Raw genomic sequence first — 12,627 nt, 5'->3', positions numbered from 1 at the left:
TGTATTGCTGGTTCAGCGCTGGCTATATCCCGCCAGGCGACTGGAGTATCTCGTTCGCTGCAGGCTACGCCCTGAACCGGCGAACAATCGCACCGGTGCCAGCACTGCTCACCGGCGCACTACTCATCCCGGCTATTCATGAGGTTGAGAGCAGCGAACTCCATGACCTGGATATCTGCCTCGAGCTCGTCGTACTGCAGTGCGCCCAGGTCCATCCTGTCCATCTTCCGATGCAAAACCCCGTAATCGAGACCGATGACGCCCATGGCGCCGGCGCGCCACTGCGTGCGCATGTAGGCGAATAGCACATAGGCATCCCAGTGCTCAGGCCAGATCTCGACCACGTCGTCGCTGAAGTCGTCGGGTCTGAGGCCGGCGAGTTCCATCTCAGCCAGGTCCTTTTTCGTCGGACCCGGCGTGTACATCGCCTCGGCGATTAGACGGAGTTTCCCAGGCGGCCTTCGTTGATCGCGGCGCGATAGTCGGATTTGATCGCCTCGGCCATGGCCGGCAGCGTGTCGACCAGCTCGGCCACGCCGTCCTTGTCGAAGTCGGCATCCAGGTTCCAGCCCTTGACGATTTTCATGATGTAGTCGACGTTGATCGCCGACTGACGCTTCACGATCTCGGTCTGCGTCAGCGAGAATTCCGGGATCGCTTCGCCGGTTTCCTTGGCCTTGGTAACGGCGGCGTTGAAGCGCTCGATCTCGGCGTTCGCTTCGTTCTTCAGTTTGGCCTGCAGCTCGTCGGTGAGCTCCGCCAGTTCGGTACGGCTGCGGTACACGTAGTTGACTTCCATGCAGCCCAGGGCACCATCCAGCATGGTGCACTGCACTTCCTTGGTGAAGTGCTGCGGGCGCTTGCCCAGGACGATTTTGATAGCTTTTGCCATGATTTTTGTCTTTCAGGTGAGGTGAAACGGAAGAAAAAGACCGCGAGGAATGACCTCGCGGCGTAAAGGCCAGCGCCGACCATTCAGCACCGGCTGGCAAACTGGATTAGTAGCGGACGACCTTGTTCTGCAGCGAGAACGTGGCCTTCACAGCCATCACGCTGCCCTTGGCCAGGCTCGGCGACTCGTTGAACGAGCAGTAGCCCGCGTACAGCAACACCGCACCACCCGGCAGGATGCCGCGCAGGCAGGTCAGCTTCAGGCCATCGGACACCGCCTTCAGCGCAGCGTGGTGCGGCGCGCCCTTCTCGTCAGCGATCGTCAGTGCAACAGTCGTTGCGCTGAAGCCGTCCGGCAGGCTGACCGGCATTTCGGTATCGAGCAGCGGAACCTCGACGAATTTCCCGTCGCCGCCGGAAACTTCCGCCGCGGTCACGCCGGTGATCGGCACCCAGGTGGTGACCTTGCGCACACTGCCCACCCCGGCGCCAGCCGGAAACAGGGAAACGTCGGTGGTGTCGAGGCCTTCAAAGGTGAAGTTGGAGGCGGTAGCGGTCTTGACGCGGAAGACGCGGCCGTTCGCCTTGCTCCAGCCACCGGTGTACTCGACATAGTCGCCGACGGCGAAAGTGTTGGTTGCGGTTGCCACAGCTTCAGCGGCGTTCGTCACGGCGGAGAGCGACACGGCAGTGGCGAACACGCTCGCCACGGCGAACGCGATATTGTTTGGCAGTTGCATATGGGCCTTTCAAGTAAAGAGCCCGGGATCCGGGCAAAGAAAAAGCCGCCCGGATTGCTCGAGGCGGCTTGGAAGGGGTAAGAGTGAATCAGAGGAGAAGCTGGAACTCCTGCATCGCTCCGCGGTACGTGGTCAGCTCGTCGTATGTATCGCCGGCGTTGGTCAGCACTTCGAGCTGCAGCGCTGTCTCCGCGCGCAGGGAATCTTCAACCTGCGCGATCACTTCGAACGCCTCGATCGATGTGGCGGACCAAACGTTGATCTGAACCCGCGCCAGCCGCTTGGCCGGCGCCTCACCGGTGACGAAGTGGATAGGCGGGCCGCCGATCACCTGGAAGGTGATGTACGGGGTCGGCGTGTCGGGCTCGGCAATTCCCGGAAACACCCGGCCGCCGGACAGCCCGCCCAGCACCGAAAAAAGTCGCTCATGCGGCGTCATGTTGCATTCCTTGCCAATTGTTCGGACAGCGTGCGCGTCATCAGGTCGACCGCATCGTTCTTCCTGCTCTCGTACGCCGGCCGCATGAATGGATAGGCCCGGACTCGGGCGTTTCCATATTCGAGTTCGGCCGCGCGGCGGTGCGCCGCCCAGCCAACCTTACGACCCGTCCTCGGGCTGATGTTCTTGTTTCTCGGAACGAATTTATGACCTTTCTCGACCCAGCGCCAGTAATAGGCGCCATCCCCGACCGCGCTGCCCTTTCGCACCGTAACCAGATAGACCTGAATCTTGCCGCCGTCCGACTCTTCTTCGATCCGCTTCACGATGATGCTGTCGAACAACATGCCGGTCTTCTTGTTGGCTAACGCATTCTGTTTCGCCTGGTCTCGGAACAGGTCGGCGCCGGCGTAACCAACGGCACGCAGGACGGACTCATCGATCGATTCGACTACTTGATCAGCGGTTTGCTGCGCGACCTCTACGAGGGATGACGTATCGAACCGCATTATTTCACCGCCTCGCAGACTAGATCCATGAAGCGGCGATCTGTGTTGCGCAGAGGCGGCGACTTGATATCGTAGACCCGGCCGTTATGCGCTACGCGCATCGTTTCATCGACGTCAGCCCGGTACCACGTGCGGATCGACGCGCGCAGCACCGAGATCTCGGTGTCGGCGCGCAATGTCTCCAGCCCTCGCAAATGACGAACGTCGCCCCATGCGCCCGGCTCGATCGGCAGCCACTCCCGCTTTGGATTTCGCTGGCCAGCGGCGTCCTGACCCTGCTGCGGCTTAAGGAAAGTTAGGCGGTCATTGAACATCAGTACACCACCTCCCCGTCCAGCAAGCGCACCGCGTTGGCAGCCATCGATGCAGACAGCTGGCCGAAATGCTCGGCCACGCGGCGCAAGATGAAGCCCTTTACCGAATCCGGCACGCTGGTGTGATCGGGGCCGTAGCCGGCGACGTACTGCACTTCGACGGCGTTGATCCGACTGGCAGTCGCTGGCCAGGCCTTGCCGGGCGCCGGGACAATGTAGCCGGGCTCGCTCACCGAGTCGACCTCGTAGTCCGTCGGGTCAAGGGTCTGCTGCTGGCCAGTCGGATCGATGAATTTCACGTGCACGACAGACACCAGCCGCGGACGCGGCAACTTGATCGCCTCTGGTAACCGGTCGAGCGTCAAGCGCAGGGTCTGCTCGATGATGGCGCGCTGCGTTTCGAACTCGGCCTCCGCGGTGGCGGTCTTGACGGCCTGCTCGACCTCTGCGTCCAAGCCGGCGCCGGCGGCGCGCGCCGCCGTGATGGCGGATTCGAGCGAAACCGCCAGTTCGGCCGGCGGGACGATCACTTTTGGGGTCATCGGTATGCTTTCTGTGTTGCTGCTGGGCGGCCGCCGGTAGACACCTGGGCAGGCCGCGATTGATATTCCTGGCACCGTGGCGCGTAGCCGGATCCTGCCGGCGCGCGGGCGTATTCAATCTGGGTGCTCTGCCTGAACACGACGTCGCTGCCAGCGACCATGAAGACGCCGGGAGCAGCCAGAAGCCGGCGCCCGACGCGCAACAGGACAGCGGAGCCGGCGACTTCGAATGCCCCTGGCGCAGCGGCCAGGCGCCGCAGAATCGTCATCCCAGCAGGCGCCGATCCGACTACAAAAGTGCCCGGGCCGCCAGCTATCCGGCGCGCCGCGATGAGCATCGCTGGCGCGCCGGCCAGCGCGAAGCTGCCGGGTGCCGCTGTGAGAACGTAGGTCGGGCCGCCCGGCGCCGGCGCCGCGGTGTGCACCAGCGTGGCAGCCTGGCCGACGACAGCGAATGAGCCAGCTGCCGCAGACAACCGACGAGCCGCGACCAGGGTGGCCACGCTGCCCGTCAGGCTGAACACGCCAGAACCAGCCGCGAACTTGCGGGCAGCCCGCAGCCCGGCAACTGAGCCAGCGAGAGCGAATGCCCCCGGCTCGACTGGCAGGCGGCGAACGGCGCGCAACGCCGCGGCGGCGCCGGCCAGCGAGAATGCCGCTGGCGCAGCCACAATTCGGCGAGCGACCCGGAGGCCGGCCGGGCTGCCGGCAACAGCGAAAGCGCCAGCCGCAGCTGTCAGGGTGTAGCTTCTCGGCTGGGCTTCGTCTTCGTCGTCTGCATAGGGGTTCGCCAGCACCTGGTAGATGCCACCGGACAGCGCGGTAGCTTGGTCCGGAGACAACACCAGGTCGATCACTCCCGCGAGTTCGATCGAACCGTCCCATCCCCTGGCGCTATCGCTGGCGCGGTTGCCGATCGTGAACGGCGTGTTCGGGGCGTCGCGCAGCGCGCCGGCGACAACGCTGTCGGTCAAGACACGCTGGCCGCCGGTGTAGCCGTTGATCGTGCTGGTCGCGCCGTCGTAGGCGTGCGTCACGATCAGGATGCAATCCTGTCCAGGTGCTGCTGTCGTTGCCGTTCCGGGGATGTCGATGTTGCGTTCGGTACTGCCGGTATAAAAGCCGTAGCAAATCGATGCTCGCGATGCGTACCACATCGCGAACTGCCCCGAGCCACCCGATGTTTTATCGAACAGCCTGCCAAGGCCTCCCCCGCCGGAACCGTTGCGCCGGAATCGGAAGATGTACGAGCGACCGCTCAGCGGGAAGTCGCCGGCCAGCCCGGTCGTTACCCGGTCCGTGCTGCCGGTGCCGACCGCCGCGCCAAAGCCGCCGACCACGCCGTCCGGCGTGCTGAGCATCTTCACTCCGATAGTGGTTGCCGCCTGCTGCGCTACGGCGTCGAAGCCGCGCTGCACCCCAGGAAGAGACAGCAGGCGCACCGCCGACGCCAGCGGGTGCTGGCGGTTCAGCTGCAGTTTGCCCTGCGGCTGGTAGCGCATGCCGGCCATATCAACCCTTCGCGAATAGCACGCCGCGCAGGGTCACCGGCTGCAGCGTATTGCCGTAGCCGACCAGGCGCACGTACGAGATTTCCTTTGGCAGGTCGATTGGAATCGGCGTCGACGTGCTGTTGGCGTTCGTGTTGCCGGCGCCGCGCCAGATCTCGACGATGTTGGTGCCGTCGTTCTTGTCCGAGCCCTGCCAGATGAACTGGCCGGCCACGCCCGGGGCAGAAGTGTTGGTGAGGAATGCGGCGAGTTGTCCACCGTTCAAGGCGGCAACCGACACCCATGGGCCAACGACAAACGGGGCCGCCTCTGTGGTGCCGGCGGTCATCAGCGTGGCCGCCAGGATTTCAACGGTCTGTCGCGTTGGTGCTGTCATTTCTCGCTTCCGTCAGGGTTGTACAGGGCATCGGCTACTTCCAGCAGCGTCAGCGGGGCAGGCTCGCGGCCCAGGGCGCAGAGCGTGTCGGCATCCGCCTGGCTCACTACGCCGGCGTCGACGAAGGACTGCACGGCGGCTTGCGCGACGGGCGAGCCGATCCGCAGGCGACCTTGCTCGAGCAGCGGTACGACGTGGCGCAGATCCGGATTGCCCTTGATGAAGTCGATCAGCTGGTTGCCTGCCGCGATACCGATCACCTCGAGGATCGTGCCGTAGCCAATCTCGGTCGCGCTCGCGCGCGTGCGGCCGGCAGAGAGGAATAGCGCCAGGGTGCCGCAATCCTTGGCGGCCAGCGGCGCGGCGCAAAATGGGTTGGCTCGCGCGGCGGCACGCAGCGCGGCTTGTTGGTCCGGGGTCATGGTCAGCCGATCGTGAAAACGCCGGCCGCCTGATCGAAGTCGATCAGGATGCTCTCGCCGTCGAGCAGCGTGATGCTGTCGCCACGGTCCCAGCAGCTGATCAGGTCCTTACCGGCGGCGCTGTCGTTGTACGCCACGACATAGCGGAAAGGCCCCACCGAGCCGCCAGCTGCCGTTAGCGTAAGATCGGCACAAGTAAGCTTGTAGACGCCGCCCGTCTGCGCCGATGCCGACGTGGTCACGTTGCGGCTCGAGCAGTTCGCGTACGAGACCTCGGCGATGTCGGCCAGCACGCCGGCCGTGCCGACTACCGGCGGCGTGTTCGTCAGCGCGACCTTGATCTGCGCTGTGCTCAGGTTGTGCTTGCCATGGGCCACAGCCTCGATGAACTTCTGGAACTTGGTAAATGCGGGCATGTGGTCCTCGTTATCTTTCGTTGAGCCGCTCGCAAATGAATGCCAGCAGCTGCTCGTCTGATTTATTCGTTACGTCTTCAGGGAAGACGGGGATGCTGCCGCGCGGCCCGCGCACGGCAACGTAGATGATTTCCGGCTCCGCCGCCTGGGCGCGCAGGTTGGCGAGCCAGGCGACGGTGGCGGGCTTCATCGCTTACTTGGCGGCTTTCGCCTTGGCGTCGGGCTCGTAGGACTTGGCGACTTTGCCGTCGATCAGCTTCTGGGCTTGCTCAGCCTCGAAGCCGGCGACGTCGCCTGGGGCGTAGATGTTCCACGGCTTGAGGAATTCGACCGATTTCATTGATACTCCAGATGGTAGGAAGTGGCGCCGGCCTCATAGTGGAGGCCGGCGGTCAGGCGCTGTTACGCGCCCCAGGTCACGCCGGTCAGGATCGCGATCGATTCCTGGTGGCGCGGGCCGAAGTCGTGCTTCGCGATCACGCGGACCAGGGTCTGGTCACGCTGGAAGGCGCTGACGACGTTGCCGCCGTCGTCCTTATAGGTGGCCTCCTTCGAGTAGTCGATCAGCAGCGTTTCGTCTTCGCCGATGAAGCAGTCGTTGAAGTCGACGAAGTAGATCTCCGACGCGTTCGAGCCGGCGCCCAGGTTGTTCGGCACTTGGGTGGTCTTGCCGATCGGGTAGCCCTTCAGGTTGCCGTCCTTCATTTCCGGATAGACCTTGTTGCCGTTGCCATCGCGCAGGCCTTCCAGGTAGCGGAAGGTGCGCGGCGACATGATCCAGCCCGGTGCGCCCATGTTGGCGTTGACAGCTTCCAGGCACAGGATCAGCTTGTTCAGGTCGTTCTCGACCTTCTGCAGCGTGTCGCCGTTCGACGCGACGATCTTGAAGCCGGCCAGCGCCCAGGCCAGCAGTCCTTTCGGGGTGTCGAGGGTACCGTCGTCGCGAATGAATGCCTTGTCTTCGCGCGAGCTCATCGCGCCGGTCAGATCATCCACCACGAGCTTGTCGACGTTCGGGCTGGTGCCGGAGTAGGCCAGCAGATCGTTCGAGATCGGGACCAGGCCGGTCAGCTTTTTGGCCGACAGCTTCAGGTTGTCGAAGTTCTGGCCAGTCGTCGGGATATCGGTATCGCTGCCGACGTAGCCGACCACGGCGCCGCCCTTCAGGCGCGGCAAGGTGATGTTGCCGTTGGTGAGCGGCAGGGAGCGCGCGCCCAGGCGGCGCACGACTGATTGCGGGCGCCACAGCTCGATCACTTCGCGGGCCATATTCGCCGGCACCAGGACGCCACCCGCGCCCGGGGTCAGGGTGTTCAGTGCCATTGCCACGTCCTCGCCGAACTGGTTGTCCATGGCGAATTTGGCTGCGACTTGCTGGTTACCGCCGGCGACGACGAGCGCGCGGACCATGCGGGACATGCCGGAGCCCGGCAGTTCCGGGGTGCGCGGACGCGCAGGCATGCTGGCCGAAGCACCGGCTGCCGGCGGCGCGGCTGGCTGATGCGCGGCGTTCAGCGCGCGGTCGACCGGCACCGCCGCTGCTGCGGCGATGGTTTCGGCCGCCTCCATACGGGTGATCTGCGCGGTCAGCTCGCCGAAGCGGGCCTGCAGATCGGTGAATTCTTGCACCTGCTCGGCGCTCAGCGCGGTACCGCCGGCTTCGATCAGTGCCAGCGCCTGGACGCTGGCGTTGACCTTGGCGCGTTCGCTGCGGAGTTCGTTAATGGTTGGCATATTGCCCTTCCTAGAAATGAAAAAACCGCCTCAAGGGCGGTCGGTTGCTTGTCCCGCGAACGCGGTCAAATCTGGTTCTGGATCGCCATCGCTTTCGCGCGAGCGCCGATGGACGTTTGCTTGCCGGTGCGGGCGGCGCGCGCCTGGCGCGCCTCACCGGCGATGCGGTCCGCTGCGGCCTGCGGCGTTTCGATGCGGTCAGCCAGGCCGATGTCGACGCCCTTCTGCCCGAACAGCACACCGGCCTCGGTGCCGCGAACAGCCTCGACGGTCATGCCGCGGTAGTTCGCGACGGCTTCGGTGAACTGCGTGTAATAGCCCTGCACCATGTCGGTCAGGAACTGAAGCGATTGCTCGCTCAGCGGCTCGTGCGGGGTCAAGTCGTTCTTGTGCGCGCCGGCGTACACCGTCGTCACCTTCACGCCCATCTGCTCGTTGCGGGCCGATTGGTCCAGGTGCTTTGCGATCACGCCGATGGAGCCCACGCCCGAGGTGCGGGACATTGACACATTGCCGATGGCCGCCGCCATCAGGTAGGCGGCAGAGAAGGCGTTGAAGTTCACGATCGCGCTCATAGGCTTGACAGCGCGGGCTTCGAACAGGAAGTCGGCCAGCTCGAAAGCGCCGGTGGTGCTACCACCAGGACTGTCGATGTCGAAAGCGATGTGCTCCACCGCCGGATCGGCCAGCGCCGCGCCTACTTGCGCACGGATCTGCTCGTAGCTGGTCATGGTCTCGCATACGTTCAGCTGAGTGGTGCGGCTGACCAGCACGCCGTGGATCGGAATGACCGCCACTCCAGTCTCGGCAGTAGCCTGGCGCCGCGCCTCATCGGCTCGCGCCGCAGAGCTTTCGTACGGGCCGTCGTCTTCCATCATCTGCGGCTGGCCGCCGTTGACGCTCAGGTTGACGATGTTCAGGCTCATCTGCTGGTTTGCCCAGGCCGCGGCCTGGTCGAGCATCGACTCGGTGACCATCAACGGCTGGTTGAAGATCATGCTGGCGATGCGGAAGCGGTTCTTCATGAGAGGATTCCTTCGATTTCTTTCACCTGCTCAGGCTTGGCCTTCGTATCAGGTGGCGGGACCTGCGCCTGCGCGCCGGCCTGCGAGTTCGCTGCGTCGACCATGTTCAGGGGCTGCAGGTAGACATCGCCACCAGCTACCGGCGGCAGATTCTCCAGGCGCCGGATGTCGTTGACCGACAGCCAGCCCCAATTGCGCGCCACCGCATAGGCTTCGTAGCGCGACTTCTGATCGCCGCGCAGCAACCCGGAGACGTTGAACTCGATGTAATACTCAGCCCGCTCGCTCGGCAGCAGCAGGTCGCGCATCATGGCCTGCTCGTGCCGCTTAATCCACGGCAGCAGGGTATAGATGACGAACTGAATGCCCTGGTGCTCGATGTTCGAGAACGTGGCCTTGTCCAGCTCGCCAATCATGTGCGGCGGCATCTTGTAAATCCGCGCGATGTCGAGCGAGCATAGCTTCAGCGCCGGGATCAGCTCTGCGTCGACGTTCGTCATCGACAGGGCCTTGAAGGTCATCCCTTCCTGCAGCATCGCCACCTTCTTGGCGTTGCTACTGCCGCCGTATCGCTGCGCCCACTGCTCGACCAGGCGATCGATGACGCCCTGATCCTTGATCGCTCCGCTCTCGCGTGGCCGCTCGATGACGCCGGAGAGCGCCGTGCCGTTCAGGAACGATTTGCCGGCGTATTCCTGGATCGCCTGCGCGTGCCCGATCGCGTTCGCGTGGAGCATGACTGGCGACATGCCGACGTAGTTGTTCAGGCCAGTCCAGCGGACATGGTGGATCATCCGCTGCGGCAGCAGCTCTCCGCCGTCGATGCTGTAGTACGGGCGTAGGTCGCTGCCCTTGTACACCGTGACGATGCCATCGATCGGGTGCAGCGCCTGCGGGGTACCGTCCGATTCGCGGATGATCTTACTGTACGAGTTGCCGCGCAGGCCGACCTTCAGCTGCTTTTGCTCGCGGTATTCAAAAGGCGTCTGCCACTCGTTCGGCTCCCAGGCGATGAGCCGGTAGACCTTGTGCTCGCGAGCTGGCTCCCGGCCGCCATTCCCGGTCCGGCGGAAAAGCTCGACCGGCAACTGCGCGACGCTTTCGGCCAGGATCGTGTTGCAGGCCTGCAGAGCCGTAAGTGCGAGCGCGCTTTCTGGCGTGACCACCGGCCCCGCGTCGGAGCGCGCGCCACCGAGTCCGGACAGCCACCCGCCGCCAGCACTGACGGGCTGGCCCGAGAAAAACTGTCGTGCGAACATTCTTAGCCTTTGCTGCCGCGGCGCGCGACCATGTATGACCAGGCGAGCAGAGCCACGCCAGGCACGATGAAACCGGCCGGCTCGTAGATCAGCGCGGCGCCGGCGGTGAGCAGGCCCAGGCCCAGCACGCCGGCCAGCAGCGTGATCCAGTCCAGTGGGGTCATATCGTTATGCCTTCGTCGTAAATTGATCCCACCGCCATGGCGACGGGATTCAGTGCCATCAGGGACACCGCGTTGTACAGCGCCATCAGTGGGTCGATCTTGGCCTTGCCGGATGCCTGCTTCGTCACCGAGATCGCGTTGCCGCGGTCCTCGATGCGAGCGTTGCTGACGCACCAGGCCATCATCGGCCGCGCGCCGTGCACCAGCTCGCCACCGGCGACCTTCCGTTCGGTGGTCTTGATTGCGCCGTTGAGCTTCCAGCCCTGCTGAATCGCCACGATCTGCTCGATTGCGATATCGCGGCCCGGCGACACCAGCTCGTCAACGATGTCGTTGATGCCAGCGGCGTCTACGCCGAGAGCGTTCTTCTCTGGCAGCAGGCCAGCATCGCGCACACGGCAGATGTAATCGGCCACGCCAGCGACGTCTTCGCCTGGGCGGTCGACAATCGTCAGATCGCCCTGCTGCTGGAAGTCCAGCAGCATCGGCGCGATTTCCTTGCGGCGCTCGAGCGCGATTTTGTGGCACCAGGCGTGCGACCAGGTCAACCAGCGGCCGATACCGCGCTCGCGACCGACCAGCGTCAGCCCCAGCAAGTCATCCAGGCCGCCACCGTCGATGCCGGCGACCACAACCTCGCTGTGTTCCAACAGATAGTCGAGCGTGACCTCGTCCGCCCCAGCCTCTTCCCAGAAGTCGGCGCCGGCCCATCGGTCGGACCGCAGGTTCAGGCCGATTTCGATGTTCAGGTGCTTCGCCAGGAACTGCTGGAAGGCGCCGTCTGTTCTAGCCTGGAATTTCTTGAGCTGATCTTCCAGCCACGCAGCGCTGACCGAGCGGCCCATGTTCGGGTTCGTGATGTAGAAGGTCGCCGGATCGAGGTATGCCTTCTTCTTCACCATTTCTGGTGGGTACTCGTAGAGCACGCCCAGCGAGCGCGGATCGTCAATCTTGCCGTCGCGGACATCGCGGAAATAGTTCAGCTTGTCCTTGAACACTCCAGCCGGCGGCTCGTCGCTCTGCGTCGTCAGGTAGATGACCCAGCCTTCGTTTCGCGAAACCTGGCCGCCAAGCGCTTCCATGAACATCGCTTCGGCGTTCGAGCGTTTGCCGAACAGCCAGTGCTCATCGATCAGCACGCGGCCGGATTTCTTACCCGAGACGGTGTCAGTGTCGGCCGCAACGACCTTCAGCGAGGCTTTCGACACGCGGTGGGTGATCGTTCGGACATGGTCCTGGACGTGGAACAGGTCTAGCAGCTCGGGATCTGCGCGCACCATGGCGGCCGCCGGCTTGAAACTATTGTCCGCGACTTCCTTGGTCGGGGCCAGAATCAAGTGCTCTTCACCCTCACGCCAGCACAGGATGACCGCTGTCAGCATGATGCCGGCCGCAATCGTCGACTTCGTGTTCTTTTTGCTGATCAGCAGGTAATACTCGCGGATCAGCTGATTGCCGGTCTCAGCGTCGTAGCCGCCGAAGATGGCAGCAACGAAGTCGAACACCCACTGTTCACTGCATTCGCCGAAATTGGGGCTTCGATACTCGCTTAAGACCTCATCCCAAACCGTCTTTGGCAGGTCGGTAACCTGCAGCTGCTTGAAGATCGCGAGCGCCTGTTCGGCCTGGTCGGGGAAGATCGGCGCCGGGATGATGGATTTACCATTAACCAGACGCTGCACCCAATCGAGGCAGGCCGTCGTCCATGCTGGAGTTGCGCCCATCATCAGACTTTCTTACCGCCGGCGGCGGCCAAGCGCGGGGCTGCAGCTTGACCGAAGCGGCTTGCGACGCCCTTCGCCTTCTCGTCCACCTGCTCTTTCTTGCCGCCCTCGCCCAGCTTCTTGTGCTTAAACGGCAGCATGGCCTTCGCGGCATCGATGCGAAGCCGGAGGTCAGCCCCCGGCTCGTTCATCACCTTGGTGAGAAATTCCACAGGGTCGGCAGTCGGCGGGATTTCGATCGGGTCGACTGGCGGCCCGCCGGCTGGCGGTGCTGATGCCCGACCGCTCCCGACCTGCTCCTGGCGCGCCTGATCCAGGCGGGCTTTAACATCCTTGTCTTTAACAAGCCGAGAGCCTGCAGCCGACGCTGTCGCCTCGCTGTACCCGGCACGAATTGCCGCTTCCTTATTCGAGAACCCGGCCAAAACGGCATCGGCGAAGGCTCGCTTTTTGCCTGTTAAAGCCATTAACAATTTCCTCCAAGGGGACTTTTTTCTGCGCGTGAGAGACAAGGTGGTGTCCGAGGGTCAGGCACCCCAGACTTTGACTCCCCCCTCCCCG

Annotated in this window: 19 protein-coding genes; all 19 read right to left on the bottom strand. The window is 63.9% G+C overall.

What is annotated here, in order from left to right; translation table 11 throughout:
- Positions 1-119: 119 nt before the first annotated feature.
- The 19 genes from ACFOPH_RS03220 to ACFOPH_RS03130 all read right to left on the bottom strand — a co-directional run bounded on the left by ACFOPH_RS03220 (position 120) and on the right by ACFOPH_RS03130 (position 12,533).
- Positions 120-386 (bottom strand): DUF1799 domain-containing protein, encoded by a 267-nt coding sequence (locus ACFOPH_RS03220; RefSeq protein WP_312547546.1) that lies wholly within the window; start codon positions 384-386, stop codon positions 120-122.
- Between the two features lie 50 nt (positions 387-436).
- Entirely contained in the window at positions 437-892 is a 456-nt protein-coding gene (locus ACFOPH_RS03215) for a phage tail assembly chaperone (RefSeq protein ID WP_312547548.1), read from the bottom strand.
- Between the two features lie 106 nt (positions 893-998).
- On the bottom strand, positions 999-1,631 hold the full coding sequence (locus ACFOPH_RS03210) for a phage tail tube protein (RefSeq protein WP_312547549.1): 633 nt from the start codon (positions 1,629-1,631) through the stop codon (positions 999-1,001).
- Between the two features lie 88 nt (positions 1,632-1,719).
- Positions 1,720-2,070, bottom strand: a complete 351-nt coding sequence (locus ACFOPH_RS03205) for a DUF3168 domain-containing protein (RefSeq protein ID WP_312547551.1) — start codon at positions 2,068-2,070, stop codon at positions 1,720-1,722.
- On the bottom strand, positions 2,067-2,579 hold the full coding sequence (locus ACFOPH_RS03200) for an HK97-gp10 family putative phage morphogenesis protein (protein ID WP_312547552.1): 513 nt from the start codon (positions 2,577-2,579) through the stop codon (positions 2,067-2,069). Before ACFOPH_RS03200 ends, ACFOPH_RS03205 begins: the two co-directional genes overlap by 4 nt.
- Positions 2,579-2,893 carry a phage head closure protein gene (locus ACFOPH_RS03195; RefSeq protein ID WP_312547553.1) on the bottom strand — a complete coding sequence of 105 codons (315 nt, stop codon included), beginning with the start codon at positions 2,891-2,893 and terminating at the stop codon, positions 2,579-2,581. Before ACFOPH_RS03195 ends, ACFOPH_RS03200 begins: the two co-directional genes overlap by 1 nt.
- Positions 2,893-3,435 carry a head-tail connector protein gene (locus ACFOPH_RS03190; protein ID WP_312547555.1) on the bottom strand — a complete coding sequence of 181 codons (543 nt, stop codon included), beginning with the start codon at positions 3,433-3,435 and terminating at the stop codon, positions 2,893-2,895. The genes ACFOPH_RS03195 and ACFOPH_RS03190 overlap by 1 nt, the downstream gene beginning before the upstream one ends.
- On the bottom strand, positions 3,432-4,946 hold the full coding sequence (locus ACFOPH_RS03185) for a hypothetical protein (RefSeq protein WP_312547556.1): 1,515 nt from the start codon (positions 4,944-4,946) through the stop codon (positions 3,432-3,434). The genes ACFOPH_RS03190 and ACFOPH_RS03185 overlap by 4 nt, the downstream gene beginning before the upstream one ends.
- A gap of 1 nt (position 4,947) precedes the next feature.
- A complete protein-coding gene (locus ACFOPH_RS03180) occupies positions 4,948-5,322 on the bottom strand; it encodes a hypothetical protein (protein ID WP_312547557.1) in 375 nt (124 codons plus the stop codon).
- Positions 5,319-5,744: a hypothetical protein gene (locus ACFOPH_RS03175; RefSeq protein WP_312547558.1), complete on the bottom strand. Its 426-nt coding sequence runs from the start codon at positions 5,742-5,744 to the stop codon at positions 5,319-5,321. Before ACFOPH_RS03175 ends, ACFOPH_RS03180 begins: the two co-directional genes overlap by 4 nt.
- A 2-nt stretch (positions 5,745-5,746) precedes the next feature.
- Positions 5,747-6,160: a hypothetical protein gene (locus ACFOPH_RS03170; RefSeq protein WP_312547559.1), complete on the bottom strand. Its 414-nt coding sequence runs from the start codon at positions 6,158-6,160 to the stop codon at positions 5,747-5,749.
- A 10-nt stretch (positions 6,161-6,170) separates the two neighbouring features.
- Positions 6,171-6,350, bottom strand: a complete 180-nt coding sequence (locus tag ACFOPH_RS03165; RefSeq protein ID WP_312547560.1) for a hypothetical protein — start codon at positions 6,348-6,350, stop codon at positions 6,171-6,173.
- A 3-nt stretch (positions 6,351-6,353) separates the two neighbouring features.
- Positions 6,354-6,500 carry a hypothetical protein gene (locus ACFOPH_RS03160; protein WP_312547561.1) on the bottom strand — a complete coding sequence of 49 codons (147 nt, stop codon included), beginning with the start codon at positions 6,498-6,500 and terminating at the stop codon, positions 6,354-6,356.
- A 62-nt stretch (positions 6,501-6,562) separates the two neighbouring features.
- Entirely contained in the window at positions 6,563-7,894 is a 1,332-nt protein-coding gene (locus ACFOPH_RS03155) for a phage major capsid protein (protein ID WP_312547562.1), read from the bottom strand.
- Positions 7,895-7,959: 65 nt separating this feature from the next.
- Positions 7,960-8,919 carry a S49 family peptidase gene (locus ACFOPH_RS03150; protein WP_379733494.1) on the bottom strand — a complete coding sequence of 320 codons (960 nt, stop codon included), beginning with the start codon at positions 8,917-8,919 and terminating at the stop codon, positions 7,960-7,962.
- Positions 8,916-10,178 carry a phage portal protein gene (locus ACFOPH_RS03145; protein WP_312547564.1) on the bottom strand — a complete coding sequence of 421 codons (1,263 nt, stop codon included), beginning with the start codon at positions 10,176-10,178 and terminating at the stop codon, positions 8,916-8,918. The genes ACFOPH_RS03150 and ACFOPH_RS03145 overlap by 4 nt, the downstream gene beginning before the upstream one ends.
- A 2-nt stretch (positions 10,179-10,180) precedes the next feature.
- Positions 10,181-10,342, bottom strand: coding sequence for a hypothetical protein (locus ACFOPH_RS03140; RefSeq protein ID WP_312547565.1), 162 nt, complete (start codon positions 10,340-10,342; stop codon positions 10,181-10,183).
- Positions 10,339-12,069: a terminase large subunit gene (locus ACFOPH_RS03135; RefSeq protein ID WP_312547566.1), complete on the bottom strand. Its 1,731-nt coding sequence runs from the start codon at positions 12,067-12,069 to the stop codon at positions 10,339-10,341. Before ACFOPH_RS03135 ends, ACFOPH_RS03140 begins: the two co-directional genes overlap by 4 nt.
- The gene (locus ACFOPH_RS03130; protein ID WP_312547567.1) at positions 12,069-12,533 is read right to left on the bottom strand and encodes a terminase small subunit; all 465 of its coding nucleotides are present in this window, start codon (positions 12,531-12,533) and stop codon (positions 12,069-12,071) included. The genes ACFOPH_RS03135 and ACFOPH_RS03130 overlap by 1 nt, the downstream gene beginning before the upstream one ends.
- Positions 12,534-12,627 lie beyond the last annotated feature (94 nt).

It is taken from the genome of Massilia haematophila (assembly GCF_042647645.1).
GTDB classification, from domain to species: domain Bacteria; phylum Pseudomonadota; class Gammaproteobacteria; order Burkholderiales; family Burkholderiaceae_D; genus Telluria; species Telluria haematophila.
Note: the sequence above shows the minus strand (reverse complement) of the source record. Positions and strands in the feature narration are given on the sequence as shown.

Excerpts from the sequence above, each read along its gene's own strand:
- ACFOPH_RS03220 (WP_312547546.1), bottom strand. The coding sequence starts at position 386 with ATGGAACTCGCCGGCCTCAGACCCGACGACTTCAGCGACGACGTGGTC.
- ACFOPH_RS03215 (WP_312547548.1), bottom strand. The coding sequence starts at position 892 with ATGGCAAAAGCTATCAAAATCGTCCTGGGCAAGCGCCCGCAGCACTTC.
- ACFOPH_RS03210 (WP_312547549.1), bottom strand. The coding sequence starts at position 1,631 with ATGCAACTGCCAAACAATATCGCGTTCGCCGTGGCGAGCGTGTTCGCC.
- ACFOPH_RS03205 (WP_312547551.1), bottom strand. The coding sequence starts at position 2,070 with ATGACGCCGCATGAGCGACTTTTTTCGGTGCTGGGCGGGCTGTCCGGC.
- ACFOPH_RS03200 (WP_312547552.1), bottom strand. The coding sequence starts at position 2,579 with ATGCGGTTCGATACGTCATCCCTCGTAGAGGTCGCGCAGCAAACCGCT.
- ACFOPH_RS03195 (WP_312547553.1), bottom strand. The coding sequence starts at position 2,893 with ATGTTCAATGACCGCCTAACTTTCCTTAAGCCGCAGCAGGGTCAGGAC.
- ACFOPH_RS03190 (WP_312547555.1), bottom strand. The coding sequence starts at position 3,435 with ATGACCCCAAAAGTGATCGTCCCGCCGGCCGAACTGGCGGTTTCGCTC.
- ACFOPH_RS03185 (WP_312547556.1), bottom strand. The coding sequence starts at position 4,946 with ATGGCCGGCATGCGCTACCAGCCGCAGGGCAAACTGCAGCTGAACCGC.
- ACFOPH_RS03180 (WP_312547557.1), bottom strand. The coding sequence starts at position 5,322 with ATGACAGCACCAACGCGACAGACCGTTGAAATCCTGGCGGCCACGCTG.
- ACFOPH_RS03175 (WP_312547558.1), bottom strand. The coding sequence starts at position 5,744 with ATGACCCCGGACCAACAAGCCGCGCTGCGTGCCGCCGCGCGAGCCAAC.
- ACFOPH_RS03170 (WP_312547559.1), bottom strand. The coding sequence starts at position 6,160 with ATGCCCGCATTTACCAAGTTCCAGAAGTTCATCGAGGCTGTGGCCCAT.
- ACFOPH_RS03165 (WP_312547560.1), bottom strand. The coding sequence starts at position 6,350 with ATGAAGCCCGCCACCGTCGCCTGGCTCGCCAACCTGCGCGCCCAGGCG.
- ACFOPH_RS03160 (WP_312547561.1), bottom strand. The coding sequence starts at position 6,500 with ATGAAATCGGTCGAATTCCTCAAGCCGTGGAACATCTACGCCCCAGGC.
- ACFOPH_RS03155 (WP_312547562.1), bottom strand. The coding sequence starts at position 7,894 with ATGCCAACCATTAACGAACTCCGCAGCGAACGCGCCAAGGTCAACGCC.
- ACFOPH_RS03150 (WP_379733494.1), bottom strand. The coding sequence starts at position 8,919 with ATGAAGAACCGCTTCCGCATCGCCAGCATGATCTTCAACCAGCCGTTG.
- ACFOPH_RS03145 (WP_312547564.1), bottom strand. The coding sequence starts at position 10,178 with ATGTTCGCACGACAGTTTTTCTCGGGCCAGCCCGTCAGTGCTGGCGGC.
- ACFOPH_RS03140 (WP_312547565.1), bottom strand. The coding sequence starts at position 10,342 with ATGACCCCACTGGACTGGATCACGCTGCTGGCCGGCGTGCTGGGCCTG.
- ACFOPH_RS03135 (WP_312547566.1), bottom strand. The coding sequence starts at position 12,069 with ATGATGGGCGCAACTCCAGCATGGACGACGGCCTGCCTCGATTGGGTG.
- ACFOPH_RS03130 (WP_312547567.1), bottom strand. The coding sequence starts at position 12,533 with ATGGCTTTAACAGGCAAAAAGCGAGCCTTCGCCGATGCCGTTTTGGCC.